The following is a 20048-nucleotide window of genomic DNA, read 5'->3' on the forward strand; positions in this document are numbered from 1 at the left end:
CGGGCTAAGGGGTCAGGCCGGCTGGGTGTAGGCGGCCAGTTCCTGCAGGCGTGGGTCTTCGCTGGCACGGTGGTCCTTGGCCAGCAGCGAGTACACGGTGGGCAGGATGAACAGGGTGAACAGCGTACCGACCAGCATGCCGATGACGATCACCAGGCCCAGGCTGAAGCGGCTGTGGGCACCGGCGCCGCTGGCCAGCAGCAGCGGCACCAGGCCCACGACCATGGCCGCGGTGGTCATCAGGATCGGCCGCAGACGGATCTGCGCGGCGCGTTCGATGGCCGTGCGGCGGTCGAGCTGGTCGGCCTGCTGCAGCTCGTTGGCGAACTCGACCATGAGGATGCCGTGCTTGCTGATCAGGCCGACCAGGGTCACCAGGCCGATCTGCGTATAGATGTTCACCGTGGCATAGCCCAGGTACAGCGGGATCAGCGCGCCGCATACCGACATCGGCACGCTGACCAGGATCACCAACGGGTCGCGCAGGCTTTCGAACTGCGCCGCCAGCACCAGGTAGATGACCAGGATGGCGAAGATGAACGTCACCACCAGGGCGCTGCCTTCCTGGACGAACTGGCGGGCATCCGACAGCCAGTCATGGCTGAAGCCGGTGGGCAGGGCATTGGCCTGGGCGGCGAGGAACTGCACCGCGTCGCCGATGCTCACGCCCGGCGCCGGCACCGCCTGCAGGGTGGCCGAGTTGAGCTGGTTGAACTGGGTCAGCTTGTTGGGCTCGATCGACATGTCGAAACTGACCAGGGTCGACAGCGGCACCTGGGCGCCGTTGGCGGCCTTGACGTACTGGCCGACCAGCATTTCCGCCGACAGGCGCTGGGCCCGTGCCACCTGCGGGATCACGTCGTAGGAACGGCCGTCGAGGGCGAAGCGGTTGACGTAGTTCTCGCCCACCAGCACCGCCAGGGCGTCGCCGATGGCCTGCATGCTGATGCCCAGGTCGTTGGCCTTGCTGCGGTCGATGTTGATGTTGACCAGCGGGCTGTTGAAGTCCAGGTCGCTGTCGACCACGGCGAACAGGCCGCTGGCCATGGCCGCCTGCTTGATCTTGTCCATGGCGTCGAACACCACGCGGTGGTCTTGGGAGCTCTGGATCACCATCTGCACCGGCAGGCCGCCGGTGGAGCCGGGTAGCGGCGGCAGCTGGAAGGCGAAGATGGCCACGCCCTCGATCTCGCCCACGGCTTTCTGGATCTCGGCCTGCAGCTGGTCGGCGCTGCGCTGGCGCTTTTCCCAGGTGCTCAGGTTGGCGCCGCCGAACGCGGTGCGCGGGCCGTCGTTGCCGTTGACCACCCAGGTGATGTCGGTTTCCGGGAAGGTGGCGAACAGGCGGTCCATGCGGTGCGCGTACATCTGGGTGTAATCGATGTTGGCGTACTGCGGGGCCTTGGCCACCGCCAGCACCTGGGCCTGGTCCTCGACCGGCGCCAGTTCGCGCTGGGCGCCGAGGTAGAGGATCGGCAGGCTGACGAACACCGCCACGGCGATGGCCAGGGTGACCCAGCGGTGGTGCAGGGACACGTCAAGCAAACGGCCATAGCCGTTGCCCAGCCAGTGGAAGAAACGCTCGGCGCCACGCGCCATCGGCCCTTCGCTGGCCTGGCGGTTGAGCAGGAAGGCGCTCATCACCGGCGACAGGGTCAGCGCCACCACGCCGGACACCACCACGGCGCCGGCGAGGGTGAAGGCGAACTCCTTGAACAGCGCGCCGGTCAGCCCGCCCATCAGGCCGATGGGGGCGTACACCGCGGCCAGGGTCAGGGTCATGGCGATCACCGGGCCGGCGATCTCGCGGGCGCCGACCAAGGCCGCCTGCAACGGCGACTTGCCTTCCTCGATATGCCGGTGCACGTTCTCCACCACGACGATGGCGTCGTCCACCACCAGGCCGATGGCCAGGACCATCGACAGCAGGGTCAGCAGGTTGATGCTGAAGCCGAACAGGCTCATGATCGCCGCCGCGCCGATCAGCGACAGTGGGATGGTCACCAGCGGGATCAGCACGCTGCGCAGCGAACCGAGGAACAGGAAGATCACCACGGCGACGATCACCACGGCCTCGACCAGGGTCTTGACCACCTCGTCGATGGACGCCTGGATGAAACGCGCCACCTCGAACACGATGTTGGCGGTCATGCCCGGCGGCATGGTCTCGCGGATCTGCGGCATCATTTCCTGCACGGAGCCGACGATGGTCAGCGGGTTGCCGGCGGGGGTGGCGTGCAGGCCGATGAACACCGCAGGCTCGCCGTCCATGATGCCGCTGGTGTCGTAGGAGGTGGCGCCGAGCTCGGCGGTGCCGATGTCGCTCAGGCGGATCAGCGTGTCGCCGTCGCGGCGCACCACCATCTGGCGGAACTGGTCGACGCTGGTCAGGTCGGTGTTGATGTTGATGTTGGCCGAGACGTACTGGCCCTTGGTCTGCCCGGGGGCAGCCTGGAAGTTGTTCTGGCGGATGGCCTCGGCCACGTCGCTGGCCGACAGGTTGCGCGCAGCCATGCGCGCCGGGTCCAGCCACAGGCGCATGGCCAGTTTCTGGCCGCCGAGGATCTGCGCCTCGGCCACGCCATCGATGGCCGCCAGGCGCGGCTGCACCACGCGGGAGATGTAGTCGGTGATCGCCGGCAGGCCGATGTCCTTGCTCGAGAAGCCGACGTAGATCACCGCCGTGCCTTCGCCGGAAGACTTGGCCACCACCGAGTCGTAGGCGCCTTCGGGCAGGCGGTACTTGACCTGGTTGACGGCGGCCATGATCTCGGTGAGGGCCTTGTTGGAGTCGGCGTTGAGCTTCAGGCGCACGCTGATGACGCTCTTGCCCTGGGTCGAGGTCGAGCTCAGGTAGTCGACGCCGTCGACCGAGGCCACGGCCTGCGAGATGGGCTGGGTGACGAAGCCCTGCATCAGCTGCGAGCGGGCGCCGGGGTATTCGGTGGTGATGGTGATGGTCGCGCTTTCCAGCTGCGGGTACTGGCGGATCGGCAGGTTCAGCAGCGCCAACAGGCCAAGCATGACGATCATCGCGCAGACCACCAGGGTCAGTACCGGGCGGCGGATGAACAGGTCGGTGAATTTCATGGTGCTACAGGTCCTTTTCAGTGGCACGCAAACCCATTACTGCTGGGCCAGGTCCGGCTTGCGCGTGGTGCTGGCGGCCAGGGTGTCATCGGTGACCCGCACCGGCATGCCGTTGCTCAGGCGGATCTGCCCCGAGACCACCACGCGGTCGCCCGGGGTCAGCGCGTCGAGCACCACCACGCGGTCGTCGCGGCGCGCGCCGAGCTTGACGAACACCTGCTCCACGCGCAGGGCGCCGTCCTTCTCGCGCAGCACGTACAGCGAGTTGCCGTAGGCGCTGTAGCTGATGGCCGTCTCCGGCACGCTCAGCACATCGGCGTGGCTCGGCAGTTCGATGCTGACGTTGGCGAACATGCCCGGCTTGAGTTGCTGGCCGGGGTTGTCGAGGGTTGCCTGCACCAGCATGGAGCGGGCGCCCGGGTCGATCTGCGGCTCCAGGGTGGTCACCGCGGCGTCAAAGCGCTGCTGCGGCCAGGCGTCGACCTTGAGGGTGATGGCCTGGCCCGCCTGCAGGGCGGCGGCGGACTGCTCGGGTAGCGGGAAGTTGACGTGCAGGCGCGACAGCTCGGTGAGGGTCACCAGGCTGTCGCCGGGGCTGACGTATTGCCCGAGGTTGACCTTGCGGATACCCAGCACGCCGGCGAACGGGGCGCGGATGGTCTTCTGCGCGATCTGCGCCTGGACCTGGGCGATCTCACCGAGCAGCTGGTCGTAGTTGGCCTGGGCCTGGTCCAGCTGGGCCTGGGTGGAGGCCAGCGGCAGCACCTTGCGCGTGCGTTCCAGGGCCAGCTTGGCGTTCTTGGCCTGGGCCTGCAGCTTGGCCAGCTCGCCGCGCTCGGGCGCGTCGTTGAGCTTGACCAGCACCTGGCCTGCGGTCACGGCCTTGCCGGCGGTGAACTCCAACGCGGTGATACGCCCGCCGACCTCGGGCGAGACATTGACCTGGTGTACCGCCTCCAGGGTGCCGACGGCGCTGAGCACCTGCGGCATCGGGCCCGACTGCACACGGGCGATTGCCACCGGGGTGGCGTTGGCCTGGGCGGCGGGGGCGTCGTTGGCCACTACCGCCGGGGCGGGCAGCAGGGCCATGGCCAGCAGCGACAGGGAAGTGCCGGCGGCGATCCAGTAACGGCTTTTCATTGGGCGGCTCCTTGTGCCTGGTTCTGGTTGGCACGGACCTGGATGAAGGTCTGGCGCAGTTGCTCGAGGCTCAGCGCGCCGGGGACCAGGTAGCGGCCGTCGATCACCAGGCTGGGCACCGAACTGATGCCCAGGCGCCGGCCCTGGGCCAGTTCTTCCTCGAGCATCTGCGGGGCCTGCTGGTCGAATGCCGTGGCGAAGGCCTGCGGGTCGAAACCGGCTTCGGCGGCCACCGCCAGCACGGTGGCGCGGTCACCGATGTTGCGGGCCTGCACCAGGTGGGCTTCCTGCAGGCGGTCGAACAGGCGCTCGTGGCCTTCGTTGCCGCCCAGGGCCTTGGCGGTCTGGCAGGCCAGGCCCGCGAGCAGGCCGGTGGGGTACTCGAAGTCCTGCTGGCGCATGGCTTCGATGTTGATGCGCTTGACGTCCTCGGCGCGCGAGCACGACAGCCAGTGGCTGAGGATGGTCTCCTTGGCCTTGGGCATCGAGCCGAAGCGCTCGACCATTGCCTCGCGGCTGGTCTGCAGGATGAAGCTGCGGTGCTGCACGTCCAGGTTCAGTTCGTCCTGCAACTGCTTCAGGCGCGGGGCGAGGACGAAGCACCAGCCGCAGACGACATCGTGGAAGAATTCGACTTTCAGGGGTGACATGGCAGTGATCCGGTTTCAGGGAGGGATGGCCGCACTATCCACAGCGCCCCGGCAAGAAAAAAGCGACAAAAGTGCCGCAAACCCTCTCATCCCCTTCATCGATGGCCGCCCGGCCCGGCCGCGAGCGGGTAGAATGGCGCTTTTGCCTGACCGTAGCCGACATGAGCCCAGCCATTGCCACCCTCGAGCAGCACCTGCTCGCCGCCCTCGACCCCGCCCCCCAGGAGACTCGCCGCCTGTTCCATGGCCGTGGCCGCTGCTGGCCGGGGCTTGAACAGATCACCGTCGACTGGCTCGACGGCGTGTTGCTGGTGGCGTTGTTCCGCGAGCCGCCCGAGGGCCAGCTGGCCGAGCTTGAAGCAATGCTGATGGCGTTGGCCGAGCGCCCGCAGTGGAGCGGCCAGGCCATCCTGCTGCAGCACCGCTACCTGCCCGACAGCCCTGGGCAGTGGCTGTGGGGCGCGCCGTGCCAGCAGCGCGAGGTGGTCGAGGATGGCCTGAAGTACCTGCTCGACCTGGGCGTGCGACAGAACAATGGCCTGTTCCTCGACATGCGCTACGGCCGGCGCTGGGTGCGCGAGCAGGCGGGCGGCAAGCGCGTGCTCAACCTGTTCGCCTATACCTGTGGTTTCTCGGTGGCGGCGATTGCCGGCGGCGCCGAGCAGGTGGTCAACCTGGACATGGCCAAGTCGGCGCTGTCCCGGGGCCGCGACAATCACCGGCTCAATGGCCATGACGCCTCGCGGGTGGCGTACCTGGGGCATGAGCTGTTCAAGTCGTGGGGCAAGGTGCGCAAGTACGGGCCGTACGACCTGATCATCATCGACCCGCCGACCTTCCAGCGCGGCAGCTTCGTGCTGACCCAGGACTACGCCAAGATCCTTCGGCGTTTGCCGGAGTTGTTGACTGAAGGCGGCACGGTATTGGCCTGCGTCAACGATCCTGGGATCGGGCCGCAGTTTCTCATCGAGGGGATGGCCGAGCAGGCGCCGGGGCTGGCGTTCGTCGAGCGGCTGGAGAATCCGCCGGAGTTTCCCGATGCGGATCCGGAGGGTGGGCTGAAGGCGCTGGTGTTTCGCCAGGGGTGATCAGTAGCCCTTACCGGCCTATCGCCGGCAAGCCGGCTCTCACAGGAGATCGCGTTCCCCGTCGGAGCAACTGTCTTGTGTTGCTTGTAGTGGCCTCATCGCTGGCAAGCCAGCTCCCACAGGCATAGCGCAAGGGTTGAGGTTTGCGCGGTCGGTGTGGGAGCCGGCTTGCCGGCGATAGGCCGGTACAGGTCAGTGATCAATGGCTGGTATAGATCTGGTCGAACACGCCACCGTCATTGAAGTGGGTCTTCTGCACGGTGCGCCAGTCGCCGAAGGTCTTCTCCACCGACAGGAAGTCGACTTTCGGGAAACGGTCGGTGTACTTGGCCAGCACGGTGGCGTCACGCGGACGCAGGTAGTTGTTCGCGGCGATCTCCTGGGCCTCCGGCGACCACAGGTACTTCAGGTATTCCTCGGCCACGGCCTGGGTACCTTTCTTGGCCACCACCTTGTCGACCACGCTCACCGGCGGCTCGGCCTCGGCCGACACGCTCGGGTAGACCACTTCGAACTGGTCGCGGCCGAACTCGCGGGCGATCATCTCGGCCTCGTTCTCGAAGGTCACCAGCACATCGCCGATCTGGTTGGTCATGAAGGTGGTGGTGGCGGCGCGGCCACCGGTGTCCAGTACCGGGGCCTGCTTGAACAGCTTGCCGACGAAGTCGCGGGCCTTGCTTTCGTCACCGCCCTGCTTGAGCACGTAGCCCCAGGCCGAGAGGTAGGTGTAGCGGCCGTTACCCGAGGTTTTCGGGTTGGGCACGATCACCTGCACGCCATCCTTCAGCAGGTCGGGCCAGTCCTTCAGCGCCTTGGGGTTGCCCTTGCGCACGATGAACACGGTGGCCGAGGTGAACGGCGCGCTGTTGTTCGGCAGGCGCGTTACCCAGTTGTCCGGCACCAGTTTGCCATTGTCGGCCAGGGCATTGATGTCGGTGGCCATGTTCATGGTGATCACGTCGGCCGGCAGGCCATCGATCACCGCGCGCGCCTGCTTGCTCGAGCCGCCGAAGGACATCTGCAGGTTGACCTTTTCGTTGTGCTCCTTCTCCCAGTGCTTCTGGAACGCCGGGTTGTAGTCCTTGTAGAAGTCGCGCATCACGTCGTACGACACGTTGAGCAGGGTAGGGGCGGCCTGGGCGAGGTTGCCCAGGGCCAGGCCCGCGGCGAGCAGCGAGGCACTGAAGAGTTTTTTCACTAGGGGCATTCCTTGTTCTGATTCAAAGGGTTGGCGATATGCCAGCGACTATAGCGTTTGGCGCTAGGGTGGCTAAAGACCAAATGGCTCTTTGCTTATGCTTGCCCTGCATTGGGGGCGCTGCCTATTGCTTGGGAAACAACGCATTGCCACAGCGCGAACAGAACGCCGCGCCATGCTCGTGGTGGTGCTTGGCGCAGGTCGGGCAGTCATGCTGCAACTGTTCGCCGCGCATGGCATTGGCCAGTTCGGCGGTGAAGATCCCGGTGGGCACGGCGATGATCGAGTAACCGGTGATCATCACCAGCGACGACAGCACCTGCCCCAGCGGCGTGGTCGGCACGATATCGCCGAAGCCCACGGTGGTGAGGGTGACGATGGCCCAGTAGATGCCCTTGGGGATGCTGGTGAAGCCATGCTCCGGCCCTTCGATCACGTACATCAATGTGCCGAACACGGTCACCAGGGTCGACACGCTGACCAGGAACACGATGATTTTCTGCTTGCTGCCCTGAAGTGCCGCCAGCAGGTAATGGGCCTGCTTGAGGTAGGGGCTGAGCTTGAGCACGCGGAAGATCCGCAGCATGCGCACCACGCGGATGATCAGCAGGTACTGGGCGTCGCTGTAGTACAGGGCGATGATCCCCGGCACGATCGCCAGCAGGTCGACCAGCCCGTAGAAGCTGAAGGCATAGCGCAGTGGCTTGGGCGAGCAGTACAGGCGGGTGATGTATTCGGCGAGGAAGATCGCGGTGAAGCCCCACTCGATCCCGGCCAGCAGCCCGGCGTAGTTCTGGTGAACGTCGTCGATGCTGTCGAGGATCACCGTCACCAGGCTGGCGAGGATGATCAGCAGGAGAATCTTGTCGAAGCGTCTGCCAGCCGTGGTGTCGGTCTGGAAGACGATGACGTAGAGCCGCTCGCGCAGGCTCGCAGGGTTGTCCATGGGCTCGTTCCAATAGGTGGATGGGCAGAGCCTAGGGGCTGGGTATCAGCTGTGCAAGCGGGGTGCGTTGCGGCGCTGGTTGACCTGGACCAGGTGGTTGCCCAGGTGCATCAGCCAGCACGCGGTCACAAAAGGCGCGGTCAGCCCGGAAATCGGCAGCAGGTTGAACAGCGGCTGCAGCAGCAGGGCGCAGGCGATGGCGAGCAAGGTCATCCAGGGTTTCTCACCCTGGCGACTGAAGGCCAGGGCCGCCAGGGCGGCGTTGAAGCCATACAGCCCCAGCCACGCGGCCTGCGTTTCTCCAGCCAGCAGCGCGACACCACCGCCGATGGCCGAGCCGATCAACGCCCAAGTGGCGGCATACGGGTTGGCGAAGTACATGCCGATGACGATCAGCAGGCCGGCCATGGGCTTGTCGAGCAAAAAGATCTGCCCCACGCCGCGCAGCAGGGCATACACCGGATCCGCTTCGACATAGCCGTTGGCCGACGGCTCGGTCAGCAGCAACGCGGCCCAGCCCAGCAGCACGAATGGCGCGGTGTAGGCGATCAGCAGCTTGCCGCCGCGCTTGCGCCATTGGTGGGTGAGCATGCTCGACAGGCCGCCGGCGGCGATGATCAGCGGTGGCAGGATTGCCGACCAGGGCAATACGGCGCTGATCAGGATGCCGATCAGCACGCCGTTGTAGCAGTACAGCCCGGCTTGGCGGTCGGCGCGGTCGTAGCCGCGGCGCTGGGCGGTGAGCAGGCCGGCCAGGGCGCCGAGCAGGGCGCCGCCGACCAGGTTCGGCGCGGTCAGCAGGATGGCCAGCAGGCAGCACAGGCCGCACAGGGGGTTGCGCAGCAGCAGCACCTGGCTGAAGCCGTTGAGCAAGGCCGTGGCCCAGTCGGGGCACGGGTTGACGAAATTCTTGGTGTACATGGGCAGTCGGTAAGGTGAGTGGGGGAGCGGTGGCCTCTTCGGGCCTCGGTTTTCCGCGATGTCATGGGTTGCTAGCACGTCTCGTGGGAGCGGCGCACCGCCGCTCCCACAGGAGTCGTGCAGGTTGTTACACCAGCGTCTCGATCCGCAGCGTATTAGTCGAACCCGGCTTGCCGAAAGGCACACCGGCGGTGATCAGCAGCGTGTCGCCACGGCTGGCCATGCCTTGGGCCTGGGCGATTTCCAGCGCCGTGGAGACCACCTCGTCGACCTGGCGCAGGCGGTCGTTGACCACCGAGTGCACGCCCCAGGCCACGCTCAGGCGGCGGGCGGTGTTCAGGTTCGGCGTCAGGTTGAGGATCGGCGCCCGTGGCCGCTCGCGGGCGGCGCGCAGGGTGGAGTTCCCCGACTCGCTGTAGTTGACCAGCACCGCCACCGGCAGGATGCCGCTGATGCGGCGGATCGCGCAGCTGATGGCATCGGACACCGTGGCTTCGGCCTTGGGCCGGCCAACGTCGAGCTGGGCCTGGTAGTCCGGGCCGTTCTCTACCTGGCGGATGATCTTGCTCATCATCTGTACGGCCTCCAGCGGGTAGTCGCCCGAGGCGGTCTCGGCCGACAGCATCACCGCGTCGGCGCCTTCGGCCACGGCATTGGCCACGTCGGTGACTTCGGCGCGAGTCGGGGCCGGGGAGAAGCGCATGGATTCGAGCATCTGCGTGGCCACCACCACCGGCTTGCCCAGCTGGCGGCAGGTATTGATGATGCTTTTCTGGATCTGCGGCACGCTCTCGGCCGGCACTTCCACGCCCAGGTCGCCACGGGCGACCATGATCGCGTCGGACAGCTCGGCGATGGCCTGCAACTGCTCGACCGCCGAAGGCTTCTCGATCTTGGCCATCAGGTAGGCGCGGTCGCCGATCAGCTCGCGTGCTTCGAGGATGTCCTGCGGGCGCTGCACGAACGACAGGGCCACCCAGTCCACGCCCAGCTCGAGGCCGAAGGTGAGGTCGCGGCGGTCCTTTTCGGTGAGCGGGGAGAGCTCGAGCACGGCTTGCGGCACGTTGACGCCCTTGCGGTCGGACAGCTCGCCGCCGGCCAGCACTTCGGTGTCGATGGCGTCGCTGTGCTTGGCGGTGACGCGCAGGCGCAGCTTGCCGTCATCGAGCAGCAGGTCCATGCCGGGCTCCAGCGCGGCGATGATCTCCGGGTGTGGCAGGTTCACGCGGCGGCTGTCCCCCGGGGTCTTGTCCAGGTCCAGGCGCAGGGCCTGGCCGCGTTGCAGTTGTACCTTGCCGTCGGCAAAGCGGCCGACGCGCAGCTTCGGCCCCTGCAGGTCCATGAGGATGCCCAGCGGGTAGTTGAGCTGCTGCTCGACTTCGCGGATCCACTGGTAGCGCAGGGCGTGGTCGGCGTGTTCGCCGTGGCTGAAGTTGAGGCGGAAGATGTTCACCCCGGCCTCGACCAGCTGGCGGATGTCGTCGATGCCCTTGATCGCAGGCCCGAGGGTGGCGAGGATTTTTACTTTTTTATCAGGCGTCATGAGGGGTCGGTCTCGAGGATCAGGATGGCGCGGAAGTCGTTGACGTTGGTGCGGGTCGGCTCGGTGACGATCAGCGCGTCGAGCGCGGCGAAGTAGCCATAGCCGTTGTTGTTGTCCAGCTCATCGCTGGCCGACAGGCCCAGGGCCTCGGCGCGGGCGTGGCTGTCCGGGGTCATGAAGGCGCCGGCGTTGTCCTCGGAGCCGTCGATGCCGTCGGTATCGCCGGCCAATGCGTACACCCCCGGCAGGCCCTTGAGGCTTTCGGTAAGGCTGAGCAGGAACTCGGCGTTGCGCCCGCCACGGCCATTGCCGCGCACGGTGACGGTGGTCTCGCCGCCGGAGAGGATCACGCAGGGCGCCTTCAGCGGCTGGCCGTGCAGGACGACCTGGCGGGCGATGCCGGCATGCACCTTGGCCACCTCGCGCGACTCGCCTTCCAGGTCACCGAGGATCAGCGGGCTGAAACCGGCCTGGCGGGCTTTCACCGCGGCGGCCTCGAGCGACTGCTGGGGGCGGGCGATCAGCTGGAAGTGGCTGCGCGCCAGCGTCGGATCGTCGGCCTTGACGGTTTCCGAGGCCGGGTTGTTGAGCCAGTCGATGACGGCCTTGGGCGCTTCGATGTTGTAGCGCTTGAGGATCGCCAGGGCATCGGCCGAGGTGCTCGGGTCGGCCACGGTGGGGCCGGAGGCGATGACCGTGGCCAGGTCGCCCGGTACATCGGAAATCGCGTAGGTGTAGACGGTGGCCGGCCAGCAGGCCTTGGCCAGGCGCCCGCCCTTGATGGCCGAGAGGTGCTTGCGCACGCAGTTCATCTCGCCGATGGTGGCGCCGGATTTCAGCAGGGCCTTGTTGATCTGCTGCTTGTCGGCCAGGGTCAGACCTTCGGCGGGCAGGGCCAGCAGGGCCGAGCCACCGCCGGAGAGCAGGAAGATGACGCGGTCGTCTTCGCTCAGGTTGCTGACCAGGTCGAGCACGCGCTTGGCCACGGCCAGGCCGGCAGCGTCGGGGACCGGGTGGGCGGCTTCGACCACCTCGATCTTCTGGCAGCTGGCGCCATGGCCGTAGCGGGTCACGACCAGGCCAGAGACTTCGCCCTGCCAGCTCTTCTCGACCACTTCGGCCATGGCGGCAGCGGCCTTGCCGGCGCCGATGACGATGACCCGGCCGCTACGGTCGGCGGGCAGGTGGGGTTCGAGGACCTGACGGGGGTGGGCGGCGGCGATGGCTGTGTCGAACAGCTCGCGCAGGAATTTTTGTGGATCGACCGACATGGCAGGCTCCCAGATTCTTGTTGTTCTGCAAAATCGAAAACGCCCCTGGAACTGCCTCCGTGCAGGCCGAACCAGGGGCGGGTGTTGCTCGGGGTCACCCTTCGACCTGTGGTTGCAGGAGAACGGTGTTGGATTCATCGCCGGCAAGCCGGCTCCCACAGGTACAGCGCAGAATTCAGCAATTGCGCGGTCCTTGTGGGAGCCGGCTGGATTTTCCTACTGTGCTGAGTAACGCCTGGTTTCACAAAGCTTAGGGCTTGCCGCCGTTGCCCGACCCTCCGCCATCACGCCCCATCCCCTCCGAGCCGCTGTCCCCCATCCCCGGCAGATCACGATCATCGTTCTGCTCGGCTGGCGGGCTGTCCGGGTCATTGCCTTTGATCCGCGGGTCGGTATCCCGTGGCATGGGCTTCTCGATCGGGTTGAGGGTGCTGTCCACGCCGGGCTTGGGCGCCGGGTTGTGCGGGTCGTCAGGGTAGGTGGAGCCGGTACCGGCGGCGAAGGCCAGGGGCGAGGCGAGCAGGGCGGCAAGCAGGAAGGAACGGTTCATGCGGGCAAGCTCCTTTGCGGTGACAAGAAGTCGGCCCCGCCTGCGCAGGGCCTCGTTCTCATATGGGCCATGGGCCCATCAGCAAGGTGCCATCACGGCGACCAACGGTCACACCACCATCGACAGCAGCATGATGAAGATGATGCCGACCACCGAGAGGATGGTTTCCATCATGCTCCAGGTCTTGAACGTCTCGGCCACGGTCATGTTGAAGTACTGCTTGACCAGCCAGAAGCCGGCGTCGTTGACGTGGGACAGGATCAGCGAGCCGGCGCCGGTGGCCAGCACCAGCAGTTCGCGGTTGACGCCCGGCACCAGGTCGATCACCGGGGCGACGATGCCGGCGCCGGTGATGGTGGCCACCGTGGCGGAGCCGGTGGCGATGCGGATCACCGCTGCCACCAGCCAGGCCAGCATGATCGGCGAAATCTCGGCCTGCACCGCCATCTGCCCGATCACGTTGCCCACGCCGGTGTCGACCAGCATCTGCTTGAAGCCACCGCCAGCGCCGACGATCAGCACGATGGCGGCGGTGGGGGCCAGGCTCTGGTCGAGCATCTTCATGATCTGCTGGCGGTTGAAGCCACGGGCCGAACCGAAGGTGTAGAAGGCCAGCAGCAGTGCGGCGAGCAGGGCGGTGATCGGGTGGCCGATCAGGTCCATCCACTGACGCACGATGTGCTCGGCCGGCAGCACCACGTCGGCGAAGGTCTTGAGCAGCATCAGCACCACCGGCAGCAGCACGGTGATCAGGGTCACGCTGAAGCTGGGCAGGTTCTGCTGGTTCGACTCGCGGGCGATCTGGTCCATCAGCTCCTGGGACGGGTTGCCCGGGATGTAGCGCGAAATGAAATTACCGAACAGGGGGCCGGCAATCACCGCCGTAGGCAGGGCCACCACCAGGCCATAGAAGATGGTCTTGCCGATGTCGGCGTGGAAAATGCCGATCGCCAGCAGCGGGCCCGGGTGCGGCGGTACCAGGCCGTGCACCACCGAAAGGCCCGCCAGCAGCGGGATGCCGATCTTCACCAGCGATACGCCGGAGCGGCGGGCGACGATGAACACCAGCGGGATCAGCAGCACGAAGCCGATCTCGAAGAACAGCGGGATGCCCACCAGGAAGGCGGCGAACATCATCGCCCAGTGCACCTTCTGCTTGCCGAAGGCGCGGATCAGGGTCTGGGCGATCTGGTCCGCGCCGCCGGAGTCGGCCATCAGCTTGCCGAGCATGGTGCCCAGGGCCAGGACGATGCCGACGAAGCCGAGCACGCCGCCGAAGCCGTCCTGGAACGACTTCATCACCTTGGCCACCGGCATGCCGGAGGTCAGGCCGAGAAAGCCCGCGGCTATGGTGAGGGCGACGAAGGGGTGGACCTTGAAATGGGTGATCAGCAGGATGAGCCCGACGATGGTGACCAGCGCGTCGAGTAGCAGGAAGGTATCGGTAGCCAGTCCGAACATGGTTCGTGAACCTCGGTCTTTTCGTTGTTGTTTTGGTATCGCATGTCTTGCGGTAATCAGCCTTGAGAGGCCTGGAGACAGCGCTGTCTTTGGTGAGCCGGAAAAACCGCCGGGTCAGGCAGTCCGCGCCAGCGCCTGCTCACCGCAAGGCTTTAGCCACTGGTGCACGTCCTCGGCCAGCGTGGGCAGCGGGCGGGTGGCGTCCAGGGCCAGGGTCAGGGGCTCTGCGTGCGGCGGCTCGAGCGCTGCGAACTGGCTGTCGATCAGGCTGGCCGGCATGAAGTGACCGGGGCGCGCGAGTACGCGTTTCTCGGCTTCCTGCGGGGTCAGCTCGAGGAACACGAAGCACAGCTCGGGCACGGCCAGGCGCAGGGTGTCCCGATAGCGGCGCTTGAGGGCGGAGCAAGTGAGGATCGGGCGTTCACCGGCGGCGAGGGTGGCCTGCAGCTCCTCGCCCAGGCGCACCAGCCAACCGGCACGGTCGTCGTCGTTCAGGGGAATGCCGGCGCTCATCTTGGCGATGTTGGCGGCGGGGTGGAAGGCATCGCCTTCGATCAGGCGGCCGCCGCTGCGGGTGGCAATGGCAGCACCGACGCTGCTTTTACCGCAGCCGGCCACGCCCATGACCACGATCGCGGACAGGGAAGGGTTCATCTGTACCTCCTGCTGGGTGAGATAGCGCTGTCTCGGTCGCGACGAGCCGAACACCATGCGCCACCCTCCCGGGTGTTATTGATCTTGTCTTTGGCAGTATGGACGCTGAACGCATGCCTGCTACCAAGATTGCATTGCCTGCATCCAGAGACAGCGCTACCTTAGTGACCGTTCCCCATTCCTGCAAGCAGTAAAATTACAATACTCATGTCCCGTACTGGCTCGCGTACTACCGGTCGTCCCACCCTGGCGGAAGTCGCCAGGCTTTCCGGGGTTTCCCCCATCACCGCCTCCCGCGCCCTGCGTGGCGTCAGCACGGTCGCGCCGGAGCTTGCGCAGAAGGTCATGGCTGCGGCGGCGAGCCTCGGCTATGTCGCCAACCCGGCCGCCCGTGCCCTGGCGTCGGCGCGCAGCCAGTCGGTGGTGGTGTTGATCCCCTCGTTGTCCAACCAGCTGTTCATCGACACCCTCGAGGCCATTCACGAGGTGATGCGCCCCCGTGGCCTGGAGGTGCTCATTGGCAACTATCACTACGATGTCGCCGAGGAAGAGAACCTGATCCGCAACTACCTGGCCTATCAGCCGTGCGGCGTGCTGCTCACCGGCTTCGAGCGCAGCGAGGCCTCGCGGCAGATGCTGGCCGCGAGCCAAGTACCGTGCGTGCACATGATGGAGCTGGGCGGCGAGGGCGATGCCTTGTCGGTAGGGTTCTCCCAGCACGCGGCCGGGCGCGCCGCGGCGCGGCACCTGATCGAGCGTGGCCGCCGACGCCTGGGGTTCATCGCCGCGCAGCTCGACCCTCGGGTGATGCAGCGCGCCGAAGGCTTCCGTCAGGCCCTCGCCGAGGCCGGTCTGCAAGCCCCCGAGCTTGAAGTGCTGGACCCGCAACCCTCGTCCATCGGCCTGGGCGGCACGCTGTTCAGCCGCCTGCTGGCCCAGGCGCCGGATGTCGACGGTATCTTCTTCTGCAACGACGACCTGGCCCAGGGCGCGGTGCTGCAGGCCCTGCGCGAAGGCATCGAAGTGCCGCGCCGGGTGGCGATGGTCGGTTTCAACGACCTGCCGGCCTCGGCGCACATGGTCCCGCGCCTGACCTCGATCCGCACCCCGCGCGCGGCTGTCGGGCGCGGCGCGGCGCAGGCTCTGCTGGCGTTGCTCGATGGCAAGCGGGTGGCTACCGGTCAGCAGGACCTGGGCTTCGAGCTGATGGTCAGGGAGAGCTCCTAGCACGCTTGGCTGGGGACGTTCATTGATGGGATTGGCCTGTTATTTTTACCAGTTTCGTCCTTCTTGCAGGCCGGTCATCCTTTCCGGAGACAGGGAGAGGACCAATGATGGCAGAAACTTGTTTATTACAGGTGGACTACAGCGGTACTGTCACCTACGCCCACACCAACTCAGGCGATGTGGGCCTGGCATATAGCGTCTACGGCCTGGATGCCGCATCTTTGATTCGCGCACCTTACTTGAGGTTCAACGGCCAATGCCTTGAATTGGCTCTTGGTTACTATCTGCTGGGAAAAGGCTACCGGGGATACCATCCGGTGCTCATGCGTTTCAACTCGCCGGACAGCTACTGCCCATTTGGTCCCGGTGGATTGAACGCTTACACATACTGCGCTGGCGACCCAGTTAATCGCTCAGACCCATCCGGACATGTGGGGCGCACCAAGTCAGCGGTTAACAAACTGTTCAGACAGAAAGCAGACAATGGCAAACCGACCCTTTCAGGCTTTCGACGCCTGTTGGAGGAGGGCGAGCGACGGCCCGCATTCTCTGCCGGGGTACTTGCGATACCTAGCGCTCCTGTCATGGATGATTCAAGTTGGCGCGGCTCGCAAACATTAATTGCACCCGACTACACACCCAGCGCGCCGCCGGTAGCTGAATTTGTCAGGCGTGGTTCGAGCGCTTCACAGGAATCGGAGCACGTACCTTCTGCTCCCCCCGAGAGCGAGTTTGAGCGGCGAGCCCCGATGTCCGAAGGCCCTCCAGATCAAGTGCGGGAGGCGCCTGTGGCGGTTCACCCACACGCCTCAACAAGGACTGCGCTGATCTCGATCGCAGGGCTTGGACAACAAGTGAGAGAGGCTGATTGAACCTGCCTGCGTAAAACGGATAGCACTCTGCAGGATTCGGATACCTCCACCCAGGGACATAACCTGACCCGGCTTGAACAATAACGATCGAGGCTCTGACCATGTCCCTGGGATTCGACTATCTCACGATGGCTGCTCTGCCACGTTCTCCAGTGCTTGTCCGCGACTGACCCACCAGCCGAAACCTGCCGCGGTGAAGAACATGATCAGGCTGTAGATCGCCGCCGGCACCGCCATGGTCGCGTTGTTCAGCAGCGACGGGCTCAGGGCCAGCGCGATGGCCAGGGTGCCGTTGTGGATGCCGATCTCCATGCCGATGGCGATCGCCTGGCGTTTCGGAATGTTCAACAGGCGTGGCACCCAGTAGCCCACGCCAAGGCTGAGCAGGTTGAACAGCAACGCGGCGCAACCGACGATCGGCGCGTACTCGACCACGGTCTGCCAGTCCTTGGCCAGGGCGAGGACGATGGTGAAGGCCAGGAACAGCGCCGCGACGATCTTCATCGGCTTCTGCATGCGTGCGGCGAAACGCGGCGCCCAGTGACGGATCAGCATGCCCAGCGCCACCGGCAGCAGGACGATGGCGAACACCTGCATGACCTTGGCGAATTGCAGGGGGATGGCCTGGTCCGATGCCATGAACCACATCAGCGACAGGTTCACCAGCAGCGGCATGGTGAGGATGGCGATCAGCGAGTTGACCGCGGTGAGGGTGATGTTCAGCGCCACGTCGCCGTGGGCCAGGTGGCTGAACAGGTTGGCCGTGGTGCCGCCGGGCGAGGCGGCCAGCAGCATCAGGCCCACCGCCAGCGCCGACTCGAGGCCAAAGCCGTTGGCGATCAGAAAGCACACCAGCGGCAGCAGCAGGATCTGGCAGGTCAGGCCGATCACCACCGGCTTGGGGTACTTCACCACCCGGGCGAAGTCGGCGAGGGTCAGCGACAGGCCCAGGCCGAGCATGATGATGCCGAGGGCCAGCGGCAGCAGGGCGGTGAGCAAGGGGGAGGCGGTCATGGGCGGTCTCTCGGGCGAAGGATCCCGAGGAGTGTAGGTGGGGGCGCAATGATAGCTAATCGTGTCTGCACGATCTTGGTAACCGTTTGTTACTGGCCTGGTGACGCCATGTCGCGTTGCGATGCCGGGCCTGTGGCAGTAGCATTCGCGCTTTTGCCGAGGATTAGCCCGTCATGCCGTTCCAGCAAGGTCTGCTTGCCACCCCGGTGCCGGCCCACGCCCGTCACCTGTTCTTTGCCCTCGATTCCCTGGAAGCACTGCCCGCGGTACTGGATCAGCTGTTGCCGCAGGTCGATGGCCACAGCCTGATCCTGGCCGTCGGCGCGCCACTGGCCAAGGCCCTGGGCCGCGAGGTGCCGGGCCTGCGCAGTTTCCCGCAACTGGACGCGGTGGTGGAGAATCCGGCGACCCAGCACGCCCTGTGGCTGTGGCTGCGCGGTGCCGAGCGCGGCGAGCTGTTCCTGCGCGCCCAGGCCTTGCAGCAGGTAATGGCGCCGGCCCTGCGCCTGGTCGACAGCGTCGAGGGTTTCCTGCACCGCGGCGGCCATGACCTGACCGGCTACGAGGACGGCACCGAGAACCCGGTGGACGCAGACGCCGTCGCTGCCGCCATCGTGCCGGGCGACATCCCAGGCCTGTCGGGCTCGAGCTTTGCCGCCTTCCAGCTGTGGAAGCACGACCTTGGCTACTTCAAGTCGCTGCCCCAGGCCGAGCAGGACAACATCATCGGTCGCCGCCTGAGCGACAACGAAGAACTCGACGACGCCCCCGAATCCGCTCACGTCAAGCGCACCGCCCAGGAGAGCTTCGCCCCCGAGGCGTTCGTGGTGCGGCGCTCGGTGGCCTGGACCGATGAACGCGGCGCGGGCCTGGCGTTCGTCGCCCTGGGCTTCTCGCTGGACGCCTTCGAGGTGCAGCTGCGGCGCATGAGCGGGCTGGAAGATGGCGTGGTCGATGGCCTGTACCGCTTCAGCCGGCCGTTGAGCGGCGGCTATTACTGGTGCCCGCCGCTGGGTGAGCAGGGCGCCGACCTGAGCCTGTTGCTGGGCTGACAGGTCCTCATCGCGGGGCAAGCCCGCTCCCATGCCTCGGGCCTGATGCGCATCGGCGTGGGCTTGCCCCGCGATGACTCAGAACGGCACCGCCACCGTCAGTTGGCTATAAACGTTGGTCCCGCTACCCACCTGGTTGCCACCATTGCTTTCATCCTTGCGCGGCTTGAACAGCCCCAACAGCGGGGTGACGATCAGGTGCTCGTTGACCGCCCATTCCACATACAGGTCCAGCTCCTGCGCATCGAGGTCCAAGGTGTCGCGGCTACGCACCGTGTCGAAGTCGAAGAACAGCGCGCCGAGGGTCAGATTGTCCCGTGGCGTGGCCTTCAGGCCGACATGGTGGATGCCGCTGTTGGTGTTGAACGGCCCGGCGTAGTTGCCGGCGACCTCGCCCTGGATCCAGGTGCCGTAGCCGCTGGAAAGCCCCGTGAACAGCAGGTCCCAGCCTGCGGAGTAGCGGGTGTAGCGGTAGGTCAGCTGCGGCGTCCAGGGGGTGTTGGCGAAGGTGTAGGCCGCTTCGGCGTACCAGGCCGTCTCATGCCCGCCGCGCTTGTCCTGCCAGGCATACTCAAAGGCCAACCGGGTGTTTGCCAGGCCCGCGCCGCCTTCGCCGCGCAGGCTGTAGACATCCATGCCTTCGCGGGCCTTCTGGAACTCGCTGGCCCACTGGTCGGTCACGTCGATGCCGTGGATGTAGGTCAGGCCCAGGGTGCCCAGGTCATGGGTGTAGTCCAGGGTGCCGGCCGCCAGCTCGGTTTCGGCCTGGGCGCGGTTGTCGGACTTGAGCCACAGCACACTGCCATGCAGCCCCTCCTGGCCGCCCAGGCGCAGCACCGCGGTACGGTCGAAGGCGTGGCGCGCGCCCAGATAGAAGCCGCCACCACGGTTGAGCTGGCCGTCGGCCGGGCCCTTGCCCAGGTTGGGGCCGTCGTCGTTGATCAGGAAGCCGCTGCCCAGGCGGATCACCTGGCGGCCGCCGGACAGGTCCACGCCATCCTTGCCCAGCAAGGGGAACAGGTCGCCCGAGCGCCAGCCCAGGTAGGCGTCCTCGATCTTGGTGGTGCGTTCGGAGCCGTCCTGGTTGCCGCCGGCGTCGCCGTCGCCCCAGGCGCCTGAGCTGACCCAGTTGAGGGCGCCATACAGGCTGCCGTTGCCGGCCAGGCCCTGGTCGCCGCTGAGGCCGTACTTGATGAAACCTTCGCGCCAGGTCGAGCCGCCCGGGGTGCCGTCGTAGTTGTGGCGGCTGTTGAACATGCCCCAGACCGCGAGCAGATCGGCGTTCAGGTGGCTGTCGTCGTCGGCGTACAGCTCGTAGGCCGGGCTGGCCTGGCCATGGACCAGCAGGGTCAGTGCCGTGACCATTGCGGT

The 20048-nt window shown here is 66.2% G+C and carries 16 protein-coding genes and 1 pseudogene; 4 read left to right on the forward strand and 13 right to left on the reverse strand.

The genetic code is table 11. The annotated features are described in order from the left end of the window. Window positions 1-12 precede the first annotated feature (12 nt). From AC3WL2_RS22710 to AC3WL2_RS22720, 3 genes are read right to left on the reverse strand one after another with little or no spacing between them, the layout of a single operon-like run. Window positions 13-3090 (reverse strand): MexW/MexI family multidrug efflux RND transporter permease subunit, encoded by a 3078-nt coding sequence (locus tag AC3WL2_RS22710; protein WP_102683551.1) that lies wholly within the window; start codon window positions 3088-3090, stop codon window positions 13-15. Window positions 3091-3126: 36 nt separating this feature from the next. Continuing rightward, window positions 3127-4230 (reverse strand): efflux RND transporter periplasmic adaptor subunit, encoded by a 1104-nt coding sequence (locus AC3WL2_RS22715; protein ID WP_102683550.1) that lies wholly within the window; start codon window positions 4228-4230, stop codon window positions 3127-3129. Next, entirely contained in the window at window positions 4227-4880 is a 654-nt protein-coding gene (locus AC3WL2_RS22720; RefSeq protein WP_102683549.1) for a DsbA family oxidoreductase, read from the reverse strand. The genes AC3WL2_RS22715 and AC3WL2_RS22720 overlap by 4 nt, the downstream gene beginning before the upstream one ends. A 161-nt stretch (window positions 4881-5041) precedes the next feature. Here AC3WL2_RS22720 and AC3WL2_RS22725 point away from each other — a divergent pair, with 161 nt between their 5' ends. Further along, on the forward strand, window positions 5042-5968 hold the full coding sequence (locus tag AC3WL2_RS22725) for a class I SAM-dependent methyltransferase (protein ID WP_102683602.1): 927 nt from the start codon (window positions 5042-5044) through the stop codon (window positions 5966-5968). 199 nt (window positions 5969-6167) lie between these two features. Here AC3WL2_RS22725 and AC3WL2_RS22730 read toward each other — a convergent pair whose 3' ends face one another. The 8 genes from AC3WL2_RS22730 to AC3WL2_RS22765 form a co-directional block, all read right to left on the reverse strand. Continuing rightward, window positions 6168-7166: a sulfate ABC transporter substrate-binding protein gene (locus AC3WL2_RS22730; protein ID WP_102683548.1), complete on the reverse strand. Its 999-nt coding sequence runs from the start codon at window positions 7164-7166 to the stop codon at window positions 6168-6170. A 124-nt stretch (window positions 7167-7290) separates the two neighbouring features. Beyond that, window positions 7291-8112: an ion transporter gene (locus AC3WL2_RS22735; protein WP_102683547.1), complete on the reverse strand. Its 822-nt coding sequence runs from the start codon at window positions 8110-8112 to the stop codon at window positions 7291-7293. 45 nt (window positions 8113-8157) lie between these two features. Continuing rightward, window positions 8158-9033, reverse strand: a complete 876-nt coding sequence (locus AC3WL2_RS22740; protein WP_102683546.1) for an urea transporter — start codon at window positions 9031-9033, stop codon at window positions 8158-8160. Between the two features lie 127 nt (window positions 9034-9160). Beyond that, a complete protein-coding gene (pyk, locus tag AC3WL2_RS22745; protein ID WP_102683545.1) occupies window positions 9161-10576 on the reverse strand; it encodes a pyruvate kinase in 1416 nt (471 codons plus the stop codon). Continuing rightward, window positions 10573-11847 (reverse strand): glycerate kinase type-2 family protein, encoded by a 1275-nt coding sequence (locus AC3WL2_RS22750; RefSeq protein ID WP_102690681.1) that lies wholly within the window; start codon window positions 11845-11847, stop codon window positions 10573-10575. The genes pyk and AC3WL2_RS22750 overlap by 4 nt, the downstream gene beginning before the upstream one ends. A 250-nt stretch (window positions 11848-12097) precedes the next feature. Further along, window positions 12098-12397: a hypothetical protein gene (locus AC3WL2_RS22755; RefSeq protein WP_102690687.1), complete on the reverse strand. Its 300-nt coding sequence runs from the start codon at window positions 12395-12397 to the stop codon at window positions 12098-12100. A 108-nt stretch (window positions 12398-12505) separates the two neighbouring features. After that, window positions 12506-13858, reverse strand: a complete 1353-nt coding sequence (locus tag AC3WL2_RS22760) for a GntP family permease (protein ID WP_102685266.1) — start codon at window positions 13856-13858, stop codon at window positions 12506-12508. A gap of 114 nt (window positions 13859-13972) precedes the next feature. Next, window positions 13973-14512, reverse strand: coding sequence for a gluconokinase (locus AC3WL2_RS22765; protein WP_102685267.1), 540 nt, complete (start codon window positions 14510-14512; stop codon window positions 13973-13975). A gap of 207 nt (window positions 14513-14719) precedes the next feature. Between AC3WL2_RS22765 and gnuR the strand changes: the two genes are divergently transcribed. Both gnuR and AC3WL2_RS22775 read left to right on the forward strand, forming a co-directional pair. Continuing rightward, entirely contained in the window at window positions 14720-15739 is a 1020-nt protein-coding gene (gnuR, locus tag AC3WL2_RS22770; RefSeq protein ID WP_102685268.1) for a transcriptional regulator GnuR, read from the forward strand. A 107-nt stretch (window positions 15740-15846) separates the two neighbouring features. Next, window positions 15847-16179 (forward strand): annotated as a pseudogene (locus AC3WL2_RS22775) (RHS repeat-associated core domain-containing protein); the annotation flags it as partial. A gap of 555 nt (window positions 16180-16734) precedes the next feature. Here the strand turns inward: AC3WL2_RS22775 and AC3WL2_RS22780 are convergent. Beyond that, window positions 16735-17625 (reverse strand): bile acid:sodium symporter family protein, encoded by an 891-nt coding sequence (locus AC3WL2_RS22780; protein WP_102685270.1) that lies wholly within the window; start codon window positions 17623-17625, stop codon window positions 16735-16737. Window positions 17626-17798: 173 nt separating this feature from the next. Between AC3WL2_RS22780 and AC3WL2_RS22785 the strand changes: the two genes are divergently transcribed. Continuing rightward, a complete protein-coding gene (locus AC3WL2_RS22785) occupies window positions 17799-18677 on the forward strand; it encodes a Dyp-type peroxidase (RefSeq protein WP_102685271.1) in 879 nt (292 codons plus the stop codon). A gap of 78 nt (window positions 18678-18755) precedes the next feature. Here the strand turns inward: AC3WL2_RS22785 and AC3WL2_RS22790 are convergent, their stop codons facing one another. Then, window positions 18756-20042: an alginate export family protein gene (locus AC3WL2_RS22790; protein ID WP_256582611.1), complete on the reverse strand. Its 1287-nt coding sequence runs from the start codon at window positions 20040-20042 to the stop codon at window positions 18756-18758. Window positions 20043-20048: the final 6 nt, after the last annotated feature.

The sequence above is a fragment of the Pseudomonas sp. FW305-96 genome (genome assembly GCF_058783825.1).

Coding starts and splice junctions, on each gene's coding strand:
- AC3WL2_RS22710 (WP_102683551.1), bottom strand. CDS start 3,090: ATGAAATTCACCGACCTGTTCATCCGCCGCCCGGTACTGACCCTGGTG.
- AC3WL2_RS22715 (WP_102683550.1), bottom strand. CDS start 4,230: ATGAAAAGCCGTTACTGGATCGCCGCCGGCACTTCCCTGTCGCTGCTG.
- AC3WL2_RS22720 (WP_102683549.1), bottom strand. CDS start 4,880: ATGTCACCCCTGAAAGTCGAATTCTTCCACGATGTCGTCTGCGGCTGG.
- AC3WL2_RS22725 (WP_102683602.1), top strand. CDS start 5,042: ATGAGCCCAGCCATTGCCACCCTCGAGCAGCACCTGCTCGCCGCCCTC.
- AC3WL2_RS22735 (WP_102683547.1), bottom strand. CDS start 8,112: ATGGACAACCCTGCGAGCCTGCGCGAGCGGCTCTACGTCATCGTCTTC.
- AC3WL2_RS22740 (WP_102683546.1), bottom strand. CDS start 9,033: ATGTACACCAAGAATTTCGTCAACCCGTGCCCCGACTGGGCCACGGCC.
- pyk (WP_102683545.1), bottom strand. CDS start 10,576: ATGACGCCTGATAAAAAAGTAAAAATCCTCGCCACCCTCGGGCCTGCG.
- AC3WL2_RS22750 (WP_102690681.1), bottom strand. CDS start 11,847: ATGTCGGTCGATCCACAAAAATTCCTGCGCGAGCTGTTCGACACAGCC.
- AC3WL2_RS22755 (WP_102690687.1), bottom strand. CDS start 12,397: ATGAACCGTTCCTTCCTGCTTGCCGCCCTGCTCGCCTCGCCCCTGGCC.
- AC3WL2_RS22760 (WP_102685266.1), bottom strand. CDS start 13,858: ATGTTCGGACTGGCTACCGATACCTTCCTGCTACTCGACGCGCTGGTC.
- AC3WL2_RS22765 (WP_102685267.1), bottom strand. CDS start 14,512: ATGAACCCTTCCCTGTCCGCGATCGTGGTCATGGGCGTGGCCGGCTGC.
- gnuR (WP_102685268.1), top strand. CDS start 14,720: ATGTCCCGTACTGGCTCGCGTACTACCGGTCGTCCCACCCTGGCGGAA.
- AC3WL2_RS22780 (WP_102685270.1), bottom strand. CDS start 17,625: ATGACCGCCTCCCCCTTGCTCACCGCCCTGCTGCCGCTGGCCCTCGGC.
- AC3WL2_RS22785 (WP_102685271.1), top strand. CDS start 17,799: ATGCCGTTCCAGCAAGGTCTGCTTGCCACCCCGGTGCCGGCCCACGCC.
- AC3WL2_RS22790 (WP_256582611.1), bottom strand. CDS start 20,042: ATGGTCACGGCACTGACCCTGCTGGTCCATGGCCAGGCCAGCCCGGCC.